General features: G+C 63.8%; 14 protein-coding genes and 1 pseudogene. 5 read left to right on the top strand and 10 right to left on the bottom strand.

What is annotated here, in order from left to right:
- Window positions 1-36: 36 nt before the first annotated feature.
- The 3 genes from AB4074_RS12950 to AB4074_RS12940 all read left to right on the top strand — a co-directional run bounded on the left by AB4074_RS12950 (window position 37) and on the right by AB4074_RS12940 (window position 2,671).
- Entirely contained in the window at window positions 37-747 is a 711-nt protein-coding gene (locus AB4074_RS12950; RefSeq protein WP_234751552.1) for a response regulator transcription factor, read from the top strand.
- 2 nt (window positions 748-749) lie between these two features.
- The gene (locus AB4074_RS12945; protein ID WP_441413734.1) at window positions 750-2,231 is read left to right on the top strand and encodes a sensor histidine kinase; all 1,482 of its coding nucleotides are present in this window, start codon (window positions 750-752) and stop codon (window positions 2,229-2,231) included.
- A 149-nt stretch (window positions 2,232-2,380) separates the two neighbouring features.
- The gene (locus AB4074_RS12940; protein WP_059388207.1) at window positions 2,381-2,671 is read left to right on the top strand and encodes a WXG100 family type VII secretion target; all 291 of its coding nucleotides are present in this window, start codon (window positions 2,381-2,383) and stop codon (window positions 2,669-2,671) included.
- A gap of 120 nt (window positions 2,672-2,791) precedes the next feature.
- On the opposite strand, the gene AB4074_RS12935 is transcribed toward AB4074_RS12940, so the two are convergent.
- The 6 genes from AB4074_RS12935 to AB4074_RS12910 form a co-directional block, all read right to left on the bottom strand.
- Window positions 2,792-3,868, bottom strand: coding sequence for an RNase H family protein (locus AB4074_RS12935; protein WP_441413733.1), 1,077 nt, complete (start codon window positions 3,866-3,868; stop codon window positions 2,792-2,794).
- A gap of 200 nt (window positions 3,869-4,068) precedes the next feature.
- Window positions 4,069-5,697 (bottom strand): chaperonin GroEL, encoded by a 1,629-nt coding sequence (gene groL, locus AB4074_RS12930; RefSeq protein ID WP_269998773.1) that lies wholly within the window; start codon window positions 5,695-5,697, stop codon window positions 4,069-4,071.
- Window positions 5,698-5,994: 297 nt separating this feature from the next.
- Complete coding sequence (locus AB4074_RS12925; protein WP_441413732.1) at window positions 5,995-7,263, bottom strand: ABC transporter substrate-binding protein; 1,269 nt, start codon at window positions 7,261-7,263, stop codon at window positions 5,995-5,997.
- Between the two features lie 113 nt (window positions 7,264-7,376).
- The gene (locus AB4074_RS12920) at window positions 7,377-7,580 is read right to left on the bottom strand and encodes a cold-shock protein (RefSeq protein WP_059388209.1); all 204 of its coding nucleotides are present in this window, start codon (window positions 7,578-7,580) and stop codon (window positions 7,377-7,379) included.
- Between the two features lie 139 nt (window positions 7,581-7,719).
- Entirely contained in the window at window positions 7,720-8,325 is a 606-nt protein-coding gene (locus AB4074_RS12915) for a LytR C-terminal domain-containing protein (RefSeq protein ID WP_441413731.1), read from the bottom strand.
- Window positions 8,326-8,374: 49 nt separating this feature from the next.
- A complete protein-coding gene (locus tag AB4074_RS12910) occupies window positions 8,375-8,710 on the bottom strand; it encodes a DUF3263 domain-containing protein (protein ID WP_059388211.1) in 336 nt (111 codons plus the stop codon).
- A gap of 133 nt (window positions 8,711-8,843) precedes the next feature.
- On the opposite strand from AB4074_RS12910, the gene AB4074_RS12905 reads away from it, so the two are divergent.
- Together AB4074_RS12905 and AB4074_RS12900 are read left to right on the top strand one after the other, a co-directional pair.
- Entirely contained in the window at window positions 8,844-9,611 is a 768-nt protein-coding gene (locus AB4074_RS12905; RefSeq protein WP_441413730.1) for a uracil-DNA glycosylase, read from the top strand.
- A 15-nt stretch (window positions 9,612-9,626) separates the two neighbouring features.
- On the top strand, window positions 9,627-10,466 hold the full coding sequence (locus AB4074_RS12900) for a siderophore-interacting protein (protein ID WP_441413729.1): 840 nt from the start codon (window positions 9,627-9,629) through the stop codon (window positions 10,464-10,466).
- Between the two features lie 38 nt (window positions 10,467-10,504).
- Here the strand turns inward: AB4074_RS12900 and AB4074_RS12895 are convergent, their stop codons facing one another.
- The 4 genes and pseudogenes from AB4074_RS12895 to AB4074_RS12880 form a co-directional block, all read right to left on the bottom strand.
- A complete protein-coding gene (locus AB4074_RS12895) occupies window positions 10,505-11,983 on the bottom strand; it encodes a threonine/serine ThrE exporter family protein (protein WP_441413728.1) in 1,479 nt (492 codons plus the stop codon).
- Between the two features lie 78 nt (window positions 11,984-12,061).
- Entirely contained in the window at window positions 12,062-13,135 is a 1,074-nt protein-coding gene (locus tag AB4074_RS12890; RefSeq protein WP_441413727.1) for a lipid II:glycine glycyltransferase FemX, read from the bottom strand.
- A 376-nt stretch (window positions 13,136-13,511) separates the two neighbouring features.
- The gene (locus AB4074_RS12885; RefSeq protein ID WP_441413726.1) at window positions 13,512-14,942 is read right to left on the bottom strand and encodes an L-serine ammonia-lyase; all 1,431 of its coding nucleotides are present in this window, start codon (window positions 14,940-14,942) and stop codon (window positions 13,512-13,514) included.
- Between the two features lie 252 nt (window positions 14,943-15,194).
- Window positions 15,195-15,356 (bottom strand): annotated as a pseudogene (locus tag AB4074_RS12880) (serine hydroxymethyltransferase); the annotation flags it as partial.

Here is a 15,356-nt window from a genome sequence, read left to right as displayed (position 1 = left end):
AGTCAACTCCCAGAAACTGGGAGCATCATGAATGGTATGAAAAAGAACGGCCCCGAAGCCAAGCTCCTCGTCGTCGACGACGAACCCAACATCCGTGAGCTGCTCTCCACCTCGCTGCGTTTTGCTGGCTTCGAGGTCGTTGCGGCGTCGAACGGCCGCGAAGCGCTCGCTGCCGCCGAACTTCATGCCCCGGACCTCGCTGTCCTGGACGTCATGCTCCCCGATATGGACGGGTTCACTGTCACCCGCAGGCTCCGTGCCGCCGGAAAGCACTTCCCTGTCCTGTTCCTGACTGCCAAGGACGACACGGAAGACAAGGTCACGGGCCTGACCGTGGGCGGCGACGACTACGTGACCAAGCCCTTCAGCCTGGATGAAGTGGTGGCCAGGATCCGCGCCGTGCTTCGCCGCACGCAGCCGATGGAAGACGACGACGCCGTCATCCGCGTTGATGACCTTGAGCTCGACGACGACGCGCACGAGGTCCGCCGCGGCGGCACCATCATCGAGCTCTCGCCCACCGAGTTCAAGCTGCTGCGCTACCTCATGCTGAACCCCAACCGGGTGCTTTCCAAGGCGCAGATCCTGGACCATGTCTGGGAATACGACTTCAACGGCGACGCCTCGATCGTGGAATCCTACATCTCCTATCTCAGGCGCAAAGTGGACATTGACCCGGATGCCACTGCCTTGATCCAGACCAAGCGCGGCGTCGGTTACGTACTGCGGACGGCCGAGAAGCGCTGACCTTGTTCAACCGTTGGAAGTCGGCCTCCCTCAGGTCGCAGCTGGTCGCCATCATCATGGGGCTGCTGCTCCTTGCCTTGGCCGCCACGGGCGCCGGGACGCTGACGCTCGTCAAGAGCTACCTCCAAGGGCAAGTGGATGACAAACTCAAGGCTGCCGTCCAGATCGCCCAGCAACAGCAATCTTTCGCCAATCTGTCTGAGGCGGGCCCTGCCGTGCCCACGGACTATTCGCTGACGCTCTACGTCCAGGGCCAGCCGCCGTATCCGTTCGGCGGCAGCAAGACGGATCGGCCGAGCATCGCCACCATCAGCCCGGGTGAAGCCAAGAACCGCAATTACGCACCCTTCCAGGTGAACGGCACCGCCGGCGGCGATTGGCGTGTGGTGGCGGTCAACGTCGTGGACAACCGGACCGGGCAAAACGCAGTAGTGATCGTCGGGCTGCCCCTGTCCCCCGTGGATAAAGTCATGGAACACGCCACGCTCGTAGTGGTCGGCGTCGGACTCTTGACCCTGGTGCTCGCGTTCTTCATCGCCACCTGGACTGTTGCACGTTCCTTCCGTCCCCTCTCACGCGTTGAAAAGACTGCAGCCGCTATCGCCGCCGGTGATCTCTCACGCCGCGTGGAGGTCGAAAACCCGGTCACCGAAGTCGGTCGCTTGGGTGCTTCCCTCAACGCGATGCTCGCCCACATCGAGTCGTCCTTCGCGGCCCGGGCAGCTTCCGAGGCGAGAATGCGGCGATTCGCCGCCGACGCCTCCCACGAACTGCGGACCCCCTTGGTCACTATTCGCGGTTTCTCCGAGCTCTACCGCCACGGCGCCCTTGCCACGCCGGAGGATGTGGGCACCGCCATGGGCAGGATCGAGAGCGAAGCCAAGCGGATGGGATCCATGGTGGAAGACCTGCTCCTGCTTGCCCGCCTGGACGAACAACGGCCGTTGCAGCTCAAGCCGGTGGACCTGCACCTGCTGGCGAACGACGCCGTCGTGGACTCATTCGCGACGTCCGGCGAGCGGAAGATTTCGCTCACGGGGCTCGACGGCGGAGCGGCAGCGCCTGCCCCCGTCCAGGGTGACGAGGCCAAGCTTCGTCAGGTGCTCGGAAACCTGGTGGGCAACGCCCTGCGATACACCCCCGAAGGAACGCCGATCGAGCTCGCCGTGGGGGTGCGGAACACGCCCGGCGGTCCGTTATCCGTTCTCGAGGTGCGGGACCACGGCAGCGGCATTCCGGCCGAGGAATTGCCCCGGATCTTCGAGCGCTTCTACAGGGCGGATACTTCACGCACGCGGGAGACAGGCGGCAGCGGGCTCGGTCTCGCGATTGTCGCTGCAATTGTGGGGTCCCACGGCGGTACCGTCAGGGTCGAAGAGACCGACGGCGGCGGGGCCACCCTGGTTGTCAGCCTCCCCTTCCAGGACGACATGTCCGAGGTACCTGAAGATGCGGGTATCGCCGACGCGGAGATCTCCGACTAGCAGTTTTCTACGCTGGGCGGTTTGATTTTGCGAGTTGTCCACATAGGGAGGTTCGGCTCTGCATGCGCCATGTGACGGCTTCTAGGCTCATTGTGTGGACCACAAGCCAGCCGCACCCGCGGACCGCATTAGTTGAAAGGCCATGCCCTATGAGCGTCATATCCGTCGATACCGAACTGCTCCAGCTCAAGTCCGCCAACGTCAAAGCCACCGTGGATCGCATCAGCGCCGACGTCCAGGCGATGAAACGTGGCCTGGACGAGCTCCAAGCCACCTGGAAGGGGTCAGCGGCCAACAATTTCCAGGCCCTCGTCTCCGAGTGGACGTTGACCCAGAACAAGGTGGAGGCCTCACTCGCATCCATCAACCTGGCACTGTCCTCCGCCGCGGCAAGCTACCTCCAGACCGAGCAAGGCAACACCCAGCGGTTCAGCTACTAAGAACGGCTAGGAGATCCCGGCGGGGCGGCCAATCTGCCTTCCCGCCGGGATCCAGTTGCTTTCAGGTCCGGTTGCTTTCCGGGTCCTGTTGCTTTGCGGGGTTCGTCTGCTTCTGCCCCGTTACTTCTCCGGCGTCGACTGGTGGAAGCGCAACCGCCAGCGGCCGTCGTCGAGCAACCAGATCGAGCTCCGCAATGCCGAGCCGGTTCGCCCATAACTTCTGTAACTGAGCAGCATGGCGTTGCCGGAGATGCGCTCTGCGGAAATTATCTCAACCTCCGCGGTTTCGCCTGGATCGCCCTCCAACGCCATCATGAGCTCATCGCGGGACCACACACGTCCGGAGCTGCCAATCTCGGTGAAGTCCGGGTGCAGCAGGATCCCCGTACGCCCAAGATCTCCCCTGACGTCGGGCCTCAGGAGCTCCTTCTCAAGGAGAATCACCGTTTCTTCGTCTGAGCGCCCGCGCGCCTGGCCAAGGACTGTTTCTTCGTCGTCTCCGGCGAACAAAGTGGACTCGATGAACGGCTCCTGTTCCATGAACGCCGCCGGAGCGTTAGGCAAGGATGACCCGCTCAAGAGGTCCTGACCGCCGAACAACGTGAGGTCTTCATCCGGGGCATCGGCGTCGTCGTGGTCGTCGAAAAGCGAGGGCGCTTCCACAGGCACTGTGCGGGCTGACTGCGTGCGCGCTGCTGGCGTGCGGGCAAAGGACCGTGCAGCTTCATCAGCCCCCGGATAACCCGGTCCGCCGGGAGCAGCTGTTCCCTGCTGGAACGCGGTGGCGACAGCGCGGGCGCGCTCGTCAGCGGCCTCGTTGAGGTCGTGGCCGGCGTGGCCCTTGACCCACTCGAACGTGTACTTGCGGCCGACAATGACCTGGTCGATGTCCTTGAGGAGATCGACGTTCAAGACGGGCTTTCCGTCGGCCTTGCGCCAGCCCTTGCGCTTCCATCCCGGCATCCACTTGGTGATGCAGTTGATGACGTACTGGCTGTCGCAGAGAATCTTCAGTTCCTCATCGGGCACGTGTGCCGTGGACCGGAAGAGGTCGAGCACCGCCATGAGCTCGCCCTGGTTGTTGGTGCCGTGCGGCCAACCGCCGGCCCTCCAGCAAGAGTCGTTCACGTACCAGGCCCAGCCGGCAGGCCCGGGATTGCCGAGGGCAGAACCATCGGCGGCAGCAATAATCGTCATGGTTTCCATCCTGCCAGACCGCCCCGACACTCCCGGACCGCGAGGCAGTGAGCGAGCGTCGGGCCAAAACCCGATAAAGGTGAGCGAGCGTCGGGCCAAAAACCCACACAAGTGAGCGAGCGTCGTTAAACGGCGACGACGGCCCCCACCTGAAGTGGGGACCGTCGTCGTGCGTGTGGCTAGTGAGCCGGCGCGGGGGCTTAGAAGCCGCCCATGCCGCCCATGTCGTCGCCGCCACCCATAGACGGAGCGTTCTTCTCCGGCTTGTCGGCAACAACGGCCTCGGTGGTCAGGAACAGACCAGCGATGGAGGCAGCGTTCTGGAGCGCCGAGCGGGTGACCTTTACGGGGTCGTTGACGCCGGCAGCCAGCAGGTCCTCGTAAACGCCGGTTGCAGCGTTCAGGCCGTGGCCCGACGGCAGGCCGCGGACCTTGTCGATGACAACGCCCGGCTCGAGGCCGGCGTTGTAAGCGATCTGCTTGAGCGGAGCGTCGATGGCAACGCGGACGATGTTGGCGCCCGTTGCTTCGTCGCCTTCGAGCTGCAGGTTCGCGAATGCCTTGGCACCGGCCTGGATGAGGGCAACGCCACCACCGGCGACGATGCCTTCTTCAACGGCAGCCTTTGCGTTGCGGACTGCGTCCTCAATGCGGTGCTTGCGTTCCTTGAGCTCTACCTCGGTTGCGGCACCGGCCTTGATGACTGCAACGCCGCCGGCCAGCTTGGCCAGGCGTTCCTGCAGCTTCTCGCGGTCGTAGTCGGAATCGGAGTTCTCGATCTCGGCACGGATCTGTGCCACGCGGCCGGCGATAGCGTCGGCGTCGCCGGCACCTTCGACGATGGTGGTCTCGTCCTTAGTGACAACAACCTTGCGGGCGTTGCCGAGCAGTTCGAGGGTTGCGTTCTCGAGGCTGAGGCCGACCTCCGAAGAGATGACCTGGCCACCGGTGAGGATCGCGATGTCGGCGAGCTGTGCCTTGCGGCGGTCACCGAAGCCCGGAGCCTTGACGGCAACGGACTTGAAGGTGCCACGGATCTTGTTGACGATCAGGGTGGCCAGGGCTTCGCCCTCGATGTCTTCGGCGATGATCAGCAGCGGCTTGTTGGACTGCATGACCTTCTCCAGGACCGCAACGAGTTCCTTCACGTTGGAGATCTTGGAGTTGACGATCAGGATGTACGGGTCTTCGAGGATGGTTTCCTGGCGCTCTGCGTCGGTGACGAAGTAAGCGGAGATGTAACCCTTGTCGAAGCGCATGCCTTCGGTGAGCTCAAGCTCAAGGCCGAAGGTGTTGGACTCCTCGACCGTGATGACGCCTTCCTTGCCAACCTTGTCCAAGGCTTCAGCAATGAGGTTACCGATTTCGGTGTCGCCAGCAGAGATAGAAGCCGTGGCAGCGATCTCTTCCTTGGTCTCGATCTCCTTGGCGGAGGCGAGCAGCTCGCGGATGACGGCTTCAACAGCCTTCTCGATGCCGCGCTTGAGGGACAGCGGGTCGGCGCCGGCAGCTACGTTGCGCAGGCCTTCCTTGACCAGTGCCTGGGCCAGGACGGTGGCAGTGGTGGTGCCGTCGCCAGCGACGTCGTCCGTCTTCTTGGCAACTTCCTTGACCAGCTCTGCGCCGATCTTCTCGAACGGGTCGTCCAGTTCGATCTCCTTGGCGATGGAAACGCCATCGTTGGTGATCGTGGGGGCGCCCCACTTCTTTTCGAGGACGACGTTGCGTCCACGCGGGCCGAGGGTGACCTTGACGGCGTCGGCGAGGATGTTCAGACCCCGCTCGAGACCGCGGCGTGCCTCTTCATCAAATGCAATGATCTTGGCCATAACGGCGGTAGTCCTTTCGGGACAGTCGTTAAGAAGGTGCCTTCACTGCGGTGCCCGCGACGGACGATCCTTCACATTCGGCCTCTGTACGCCGTGTGCTCCGGACCTCACCCCAGCAAGGTTTTCTTTGTTCTCCCAGGCACCGCCACTACTTCCATACGGCCGGAGCCGCGAAGAATTAGCAGTCAGTGCTTGAGAGTGCTAATCAATAATTAGCACTCACCTGAGGAGAGTGCAAGCAGCAAGGGCCGGAAACTACTCGCCACGCCACGGGAATTCGCTACGGGCACAAGCCCATCACGGAGTCCGTGAGGCGGTCTCCTTGCCGCTCACCCGCGCAGTGTTGTCAGCTCCGTAGGTGAAGACCATGTAATTGGACGAGGTGACGTCGCCGTTGGCGTCGAACCGGATGGTGCCGGACTCGCCGTCGTAATCCGGGAGCTTGCCCCCCTTCAGCAGCTCGACGCAGTCCTTGTATGACGTACAGGACGTGCGTTCTTTCGTTGCCGCATCGCCCGACGTCGGACGCGTCCCGCCGGACACTGTGGTGAGCCAGGCCGCGATCGAGCCACCGGCGTCGTCGCCCGCCGCTGCGGCCGCAAGCGCCGCGAGGGTAACGGCGTCGTACGTCTCGGCGGCGTACGTCGTGTCCTTGAGTTTGGGGTCGATGCCAGTCAGATCGGCTTGGAACGCCGCACTCGGGAAGACACCTGGAAGAATCCCCCGCGCGCCGTTAAGGCCACCGGCACCGAGTGCGGTTCCGTATTGGCGGATGGCACCGTCGCTCAAAATCAGGCTCTTGCCGCTCAGCCCCGCGTTCAGGAGCTCGGCCAGGGCGCCTTGGGCACCGTCACGGGCAACCACGACGACGGCGTCCGGTGTGCCGGACTTGATGCCCGCCGCGGCGGGACCTGCTTTGCCGGCCGCGAATTCCGCGTTGGTCACGGCGTCCATTCCGAGGCTGCGGGCGGCGTCCATGACCGCTCCGGAGACACGTGTACCGTAGTCCCCGGCTTCATGCAGGACGGAAATCCTCTTGGCGCCGGCGTCGTGGGCAAGCTTCGCCAGGACGCTGCCCTGTGCGGCATCGGCGGCCGAAGTGCGGAAGTAGAAGCCGCCGTTCTTGTAGCTGCTGAGTCCTGACGCCGTGTTGGCCGGCGAGATAAGTGGAATCCGGGCAGGAGACAGCACATCGATGGCGGCGGGCGCATGGCTGGAATCCGTCGGCCCCACAACGACGTCGGCGTGGGCTGATAGCAACGCCTTGCCTTGCGCCGCGGTATCGGCAGTGAAAGCCGCAGCGCTGGCCCCCTGGCTAGCGCTGCCGCTTTCGCTGGCCGCCGACGCCGAAAGCAACTCGACGGGATGGCCCTTGTATCCGCCTGCATCATTGATTTGCTTGACGGCCAACTTGGCGGCTGCCAGCTCGGACTCGTTGAGGAATGCGGAACTGCCGGTATTGTCCAGAATCACACCGATGCGCAGGATGCCGTCGCCGCTCGGGGTAACCGAGCTGAGCCTGGCGTTAGCCACGGGGGCGGAACATCCGGCCAGTCCAAGTGCCAAGGCTGCAAAGCCTGCAAGAAGAGGAATTGCCCGGGACCGGCGCCCTCCAAGGGGCTGGGTTCCAAAAGGCTGAGTTCCAAAAGGCTGGGACAGCCCTGTTGCCGCAACACCCACTAGATAAGCCGCACGCTTTCTGCCTGCGGGCCTTTCTGGCCCTCGCCCAGTTCGAAGTCGACCCGTTGTCCTTCTTCGAGCGCACGGAAACCATCCATCTGGATGGCGGACCAATGCACAAAGATGTCGTCACCGGACTCATCGACAGTGATGAACCCGTAGCCCTTTTCGGCATTGAACCATTTGACGGTTCCCAAAGCCATGATCCCCACACTTTCAACTAGCAGTGGCCGGCTTCCGGGATCTCCGGGCCAGCTCACAACTACTGTAACCACAGTCACGTTGCCGTAGCGCAACCTCGGGTGTGGGTGGCCGCAATGTTATTGAGGCGTAACCGAGTTGCTACTTGTAGCCGGGGCCCAGAATGACAACCACGGGCTGCTGGAATTCGGCACTGTCCACAAGGTTGGAAATGCCCAGCAATTTACCGAGGGCTTCGGCATTGCCCTTCTGGGCTGCGCCCTTGTAGAAGACCGACGACGTCTGCTGGGGCATGCCGCCCCAGTTTGCGACGGTGGACAACGGCCAGCCTCCGCCTTGAACGAGGCCGGCCACGCGGGCAGCCAGGCCACCGGTGGTGGTGCCGTTGTAGACCGCGACTGCCGCCGTCTTGTCCAAGGGCGCCGTGCTCGGGGTCGGCGTGCTGGAAGGTGTGTCGCTCGGGCTTGGCTGGCTGGACGCCTGCGCGGCGCCGCTTGCGGATGGTGACGCCGCGGCGCTTTGCTTGGGGGCATCCGCGGTGACGACGGCTTGCGGCGTCGTCGATGAGGTGAATCCAAGCTTCGGAAGGATGAGGAACGCAACGAGGCCTACGGCCAGCGCGATGCCGCCCAGCAGCAGCACCGGCCACAGGGCGGGCCGGGAAGCGGACGCGACGAGTCTGTGGACACCTTGGCGCGATGAGCTCTGCGGGACACGGTCGAATTCATCCCGGGCAAATTTGGTCATGGTGAAGCCTTGTCCTTGCTGCTTGCTTGCTGGGGGATCAGCGGGTGCTCTATGCGTCAGAACCGAGACGACGCGCTGTGCGGGCCCTCTGACGTGACATACGTAGTCTACGCAATCTCTTGACCAGCATAGGATCGTGAGCCAATGCTTCCTCAGTGTCGATGAGGGCATTGAGCAGCTGGTAATAGTGGGTCGCGGAGAGATCGAAGAGTTCCCTGACGGCCTGTTCCTTGGCCCCGGCGTACTTCCACCATTGCCTCTCCAGGGCGAGCATCTGCTGTTCACGCTCGCCGAGCGGCGAATCGCTGCGGAGTCCGGCGGACAGGTCTTCGAGTACCAGTCCAGTTGCTTCGGACGCCATGGGTTCCCGTGCGGGTTCTGCCACGACACACTCCTTCGACGCATTGACTGAAAAATGTCCCCCGCCCATGGTAACGGGCGAATAACATCGATGTCATTTGCCCCGCCGCCTCGCGGAGCCGCTTTCCCCGGAGCCTCAGGACAGGGACAATGACTGGGTGGCAGGCGAAGAAGCGCTATTCGAGCTTGAATCCGAGGATCACTCCACCGGGTTCGAGGCACTCCCGGGAATGGCTTTGGCGGACCTCATGGCGCCGGACTGGGCCGACGCGCTCTCTGACGTCGAGGACGAGTTGCGCTCGGTGCTAACCTTCGTGGCGGCCGAGGCAACACGCGGAACCCGCGTGCTTCCTGCCGCGTCCAACCTCCTTCGCGCCTTCCGGCGGCCTCTTGCCGACGTCAAGGTGCTCATCCTGGGCCAAGACCCCTACCCGACGCCGGGACACGCCGTCGGGCTCTCTTTCGCGGTTTCCGGGCAAACCCGTCCCATCCCCCGCAGCCTCTCGAACATCTACCGGGAGATGGAGTCCGATCTCGGACTCCCGCCGCGGGTTCACGGCGATCTTTCGGCTTGGACGAGCCAAGGAGTACTCCTCCTGAACAGGGTACTGAGCGTCGCGGCCGGTGCAGCCGGCTCGCACCGGGGCAAAGGCTGGGAGGCCATCACGACGGCGGCGGTCGCCGCCGTCGCCCGCCGCCGCACAGTTGCGGGCAAGCAGAGTCCGCTCGTCGCGATCTTGTGGGGCAAGGACGCCGAAGCAGTACAGCCTCTGCTTGAAGGCGCCCCTGTGATCTCCTCCGCGCACCCCAGTCCGCTCTCCGCCTCGCGCGGTTTCTTCGGTTCGCGCCCGTTCAGCCGGGCCAATGCCCTGCTCCGTGCGCAAGGCGCAGATCCCGTCATCTGGGAGCTTCCACCGCTGCCCTAGCTTAGGCTTGCCTACATGACATCTTTGCCCGCGACGTCGTCTGCATCCCGCAATACCCGCCCCCAAGTGAACCTGACGGTGCTGCGCACGGAACAGCTTTCGCCCCATATGGTGCGCATCATTGCAGGTGGACCCGGGTTTGCCGGTTATGCGAACATCGACTTCGTGGACCGGTATGTAAAGATCGTGTTCCCGCAGCCCGGCGTCGACTATGAGCTGCCGCTGGATCTTTGGGCCATCCGGGAGACAATGCCCCGCGAACAGTGGCCCTACACCCGCACCTACACCGTCCGTTGGGTGGACCAAGCTGCGCAGGAGCTGGCAATCGACTTTGTGGTCCACGGCGACGAGGGCCTTGCAGGCCCGTGGGCCCTGGCAGCCCAGCCCGGAGACACGCTTGTTTTCACGGGTCCCGGCGGCGCCTACAACCCGGCGCCCGACGCCGACTGGTACCTTTTCGCGGGCGACGACGCCGCGCTCCCGGCGATTGCCGCCGCGATGGAATCCCTGCCGGCCGACGCCAAAGGCTTTGCCTTCCTCGAAGTCGATAGCGATGCCGACATCCTTGCTATTGCAGCTCCCGACGGCGTGGAGTTGCGTTGGCTTCTTCGCTCCGGGGTCCCGGCCGGATCAAGCTCGATCCTGCTCGATGCCTTGGGCGACGCAGAGTGGCTGCCCGGCCGCGTCGACGTGTTCGCGCATGGTGAGCGAGGCTATATGAAGGCGTTGCGGGAGATTTTCTTCAAGCAGCGTGGGCTGGAGCGTTCCCAGGTATCCCTTTCCGGATACTGGGCCCAGGGGCGCGTAGAGGACGACTTCCAAGCGGAGAAGAAACTCCCGATCGGGCAGATCTAGGGACTGCTTCCGCTGGGTCGCCCTCCGGACGCGGCGGGCTATCGCCGGCGGACGCGGCGTCGCTCGTTGCTGGCAAGCCCCTTGGTCAGCGGCCGGGCAAGGTTGTCGCCCAGCACAATTCCTGCGGCCACGCCCAGCACGATCGCTCCCGCGTTGAGCATGCCGCCCGAACCCAGTAGGACGTCTGCTTCCTGCACCGTCAATACATACATGGAACGGAATATCTTCAAACCCGGGAGCAGGATGAGGGCTGCCGGGACTGCCACCACCAGCTGCGGGGCTCCGAGCCTGAGTGCCACTATGCGGGCGAGCAGGCCGATGACCACGGCGGAAATCGCCGGAGAGAGCCGGTCTCCGAAGCCAAGGTTGGAAGCCCCCCACAAGACGAAGTAACCCACCAAGCCCACTGCCGCCGTCGGGAGCAGTAGTTTGAGCAGGGTCTGTTCGGTGATGCCGATGGCAATCACGGCCACGGCGATCAGGATGGCCTGGCCCCACAATGGATACGCCTCGGGGAATGTTTGAGTGACGTCGATCGCGACGCTGCCAATGAGGTCACCAACAACCACCGCAACGGCGATGCCCGCAACGATCGCGCCGAAGGTCAGGATCGTGGACAGGAAGCGTCCGGCCGCAGTCACGGGGAATCCGTTAATGGCATCTTGCACCGAAGACACGAGCCGACCGGTTGGCAACAGCAAGAGAATGCCGCCCGCCACGACGATGGACGGCGGAATATCCGCCCCGGCCCAGTGGAGCATGAGCGCGATGAACGTGACCAGGAAGGAGCAGGCCGCTGTCACGAAGAAGTCAGGCGTGCGCCACTTGCCCAATTGCCGGGCCACGAGATTGACAAGCATGTTGGAGACGAAAGCCAGGGCGGACGCTCCCAGTCCCCCGCCCAGGACCCCGACGAAAACAGCGGAGAAGACGCCGAACGCCATGGTGACCATCCACCGCGGGAAGGGCTTGCTGCTCCGGATGATGTCATCCAGCCGCCGCACAGCCTCGGCCCTGCCCACCCCGCCGGCCACGATATCCGTGACGAGTTGGTGCACCTGGGCCAAACCTGCGTAGTTGTTGGTCCAGGAACGGACGACGCGGAGCAGGGTCAGGGGGGTCTGGTCCTTGGGTGCGTAGTTGATCTGGACTGACTGGTTGGTGATGTCCACTTCGATGTTCTTCAACCCGAGTGCCGCCGTGACCGCGATGATGCTGGTCTCGACTTCCAGGGCGCCGGCTCCGTAGCGAAACATGGATTCGGCCATGTGCAACGCGAAGTCGATGGTCTTGCGGGCTGAAGCGTCAACACCGCCCACGTGGATGATGGGGTTGGCGTAGGGACTGCCCGCCAACCGGTCGACGATGCTCATGGGGGCGGTGGGAGGATTCTCGCCCTGCACGAGCCTGCGAAGCATGCGCTTGGCGTTGACGTTCTGGCGCACCTGGGATGGCTTCAGCGGCTGTGTCTTGGGCAAGCCGTCGGTGTTGGGCCTGTTGTCGGGGCGGTCAGTCACGCGGGTGTTCCTCCAAAGGGCGTGGTTCCTCCAAATACGGTGTCGTGCACATGCAGTAGGCGGGGTGGCGCTGCGAATCTAGTAGAACTGCTGGCCCGTGCGGCGGGTGTAGATCTGCCGTGCGACACGTTCCCCGGCAACGGTCCAGAGCTTGTACTTCAGCGGGCTGATGACTTGGTCGTAGCAGCCGACGAAGTCGGTGACGGTCTTGCTGAAGCTGGTCTTGAACAGGCCAAGTCCGTGGAACGGATGTGAGGTGTCCTTGAGCCGGTCCGCGGGCGGAGTGCCGCAAAAATCGTACTCAGTGCAACCCAGCTCCTTGACCTGGTTGATGGCTGTCCACTGGACCAAGTGCGAATCGCCGTACTGCGCGCGCTTCTGCAGCGATCCGCCGTCCTTGTAGGTGCCCTTCCGGCCATAGTTGATGACGAAGGCTCCGACCGATGGGACGCCGTTTTCGAAGACAAACAGGAGCCTGCCCTGGCCACGCTCGATGAAGTTGGTCCAGAACTGGCGGTAGTACCCGAATTCACGGACGCGCACTTGGGACTTCGCCTCGACCGTGTTGGTCATCAGCGCATACATGGAACGGAAGTTCTCTTCTGTGGGTTCCATGGTGTGGACTTCGACGCCTTCGCGGATGGCCCGGCGAACGGCGTTGCGGCCGCGGGAATGCAGGTTGCGCAGCAACTGGTTTTCCTCGGGAGAGATGTCCAGCAGGGCTGTGGAGTCGTTCGGCTGCAGGTTGGGGGTCTTGACCGCTCCCGTGGCCTCAATCGCATCCCGGGCTTCGCCGCTGACGACGATGTCCGGCTCGATTTTCACGGCGAAAACCCCGAGCCTGTCCCGCTTGACGAATTCCCGGTTGGCCTTGATGATCCCAGGAATGTCCTCGACCCCGGCAACGTCAGGGCCCTTGATGAGGTACCAGAGCTTGCCGAGCAGTGGAAACGATTTCTCCAAGACCAGGTTGTAGCTGCTGTAGTCCGCGGTTTCGTACACGAGATGCAGGGGCTTCCAGCCGAAGTGCTGCTTCACATCTGCAAATGCCTCGGATTGGAGGAGGTTTCCGCCGTTGGGATTGGCCGTGACGTGTTTGTCCCAGTGTTCGATTTCCTCGGCGGTGGCAAAGCGTGCGGTAAATTCTCGCAAGGGGGCCGTGTCCAATCAGTTGCTTACTTGAGGCAGCAGGCGCCGGTGTGCGGCGCAGGCGTTCAGCCCCAAGTCTATCGGCCCCGACGGAGAGCTACCGCCTGATCGGTCTCTGACGGCTTCAAACCAGCGCCCTTCAGTTTCTCACAGGCACGGCAAAGGTTCCCCAAAGTCCACAGCTATCCCGGAGGCGGAGAGTGGTTGTAACGAAAGCCGAACCAGGAGGACCCGATGATCGTCTACCGCCCCATTCCGCCGCTCTCGACCGGCCGTAGCAACAGCTTTTGGGCGGTATTCGCTGCCATGGCATCCGCGGCATTGCTCGGCCCTGCCTGGCCGTCCGGTACGCGCCGCCTGGAACTTCAGGACGCGGGCGTCAGCACTCCACGACGTTGACCGCGAGGCCGCCCATGGCCGTTTCCTTGTATTTGGAGGACATGTCCTTGCCGGTTTCGCGCATGGTCACGATGACCTCGTCCAGGGAGACGCGGTGGGTGCCGTCGCCCCAGAGCGCCATCTTCGCGGCGTTGATGGCCTTCGCCGCGGCGATCGCGTTGCGTTCGATGCAGGGGATCTGCACGAGCCCGCCGATCGGATCGCAGGTCAGGCCCAGGTTGTGTTCCATCGCGATCTCGGCCGCGTTCTCCACCTGTCCCGGGGAGCCGCCCATGACTTCGGCCAAGCCGGCGGCGGCCATCGAGGAGGCGGAGCCGACCTCGCCCTGGCAGCCCACTTCGGCTCCGGAGATCGAGGCCTGCTCCTTGTAGAGGACCCCGACGGCGCCCGCGGCGAGCAGGAACTTCACGATCGTCTCGTTGCGGTCCTGTTGCGTGGCCTTGTCCATACCGGGGGCGAAATGCAGGGCGTAGTACAGCACGGCGGGGATGATCCCGGCGGCACCGTTCGTGGGCGCGGTGACCACGCGGCCGCCCGAAGCGTTTTCCTCGTTCACGGCCAGCGCGATGAGGTTCACCCATTCCTGCCAGTACTTCGGATCCCGGTAGTCAGGGTCCTGGTCTTTGGTTTCCTTCAGGAGCCGCTCGTGCCAGTCGGGAGCCCGACGGCGGACCTTCAGTCCGCCGGGCAGCACGCCTTCGCGCTTGAGGGACGTTTCGACACAGGCCTCCATGACGGAATAGATGTGCAGCAGGCCTTCGCGGATTTCCTCTTCGGTCCGGGAGGCGCGCTCGTTGATGAACATGATGTCCGAAATGCCAAGCCCCTTGGAAGAACAGCGGCCCATGAGTTCGGCGGCAGTGCGGAAGGGCAGCGGGAGTTCCTTCTTGGACTCCTCCAGTTCCTTCTGGGCTGCGTCCTCTTCGCCTTCGCGGACGATGAACCCGCCGCCCACGGAAAAGAACGTGGCCTCGTGCAGCACCTCGCCGTCGGCGTCGGACACGGAGAACTTCATACCGTTCGTGTGCCGGGGCAGGACCGTGAGCGGGTGCAGGATCATGTCCGCTTCCCCGTACGGCAAGGACACGCCGGACTCAGGATCGACGGCGCCGCAAAGGTTCAGCAGGCCGGTCTCGGCGATCGAGGCGAGCCGTTCCTCCACTTCCTCTGGGAGGATCTCCTCGGGGTGGTAGCCCTCCAGACCCAACAGCACAGCGGTCATGGTGCCGTGCCCGCGGCCCGTAGCAGCCAGGGAACCGTATAGATCAACGCGCAGGGACGCCACCCGTTCCAGGGCACCGGACTCCTTCAGCTCGCCCGCAAAGACCGCAGCAGCCCGCATCGGCCCCACGGTATGCGAACTCGAAGGACCAATCCCAATAGAGAAAAGATCGAAGACGCCAACAGCCATGTCGGTTTCCTTAGTTAGTTGTGGTCGGGTGGGGAGGGTGCCGGACATCCTCTGCATGCTGGGCCCACACCGTCCGGGTTCCCTGACCGAGCTTGCGAGGACAGGGGGACGGTGGGGAGCATGCTGCCGGATGCCCAGCCCCCTCCGAGGGGCCGACAGGCCGCGGTTTTCGAAAGCGTGCGTCAAAGCGACGAAGGAGCAGCACGCGTGAAAACTGGGGTCTGCCGGACCCGGAGCCAGGGCCGGAGAATCTCAGCTGAGGTTCGCGACGCCTGGGTAGAGCGGGTGCGCGGCGGCGAGTGCCTCCACGCGGTGACGCAGGCCGGAGAGGTCCGCGTCGGCGTCGGCGATCAGTGCCTCGGCGATGATGTCCGCAACTTCACGGAACGCCGCTGCACCGAAACCGCGGGTGGC

The organism is Arthrobacter sp. 2MCAF14, assembly GCF_052115645.1.
GTDB lineage: Bacteria > Actinomycetota > Actinomycetes > Actinomycetales > Micrococcaceae > Arthrobacter.
The sequence above is the reverse complement of the archived record's forward strand: the minus strand, read 5'-3'. Positions and strand labels throughout refer to the sequence as shown.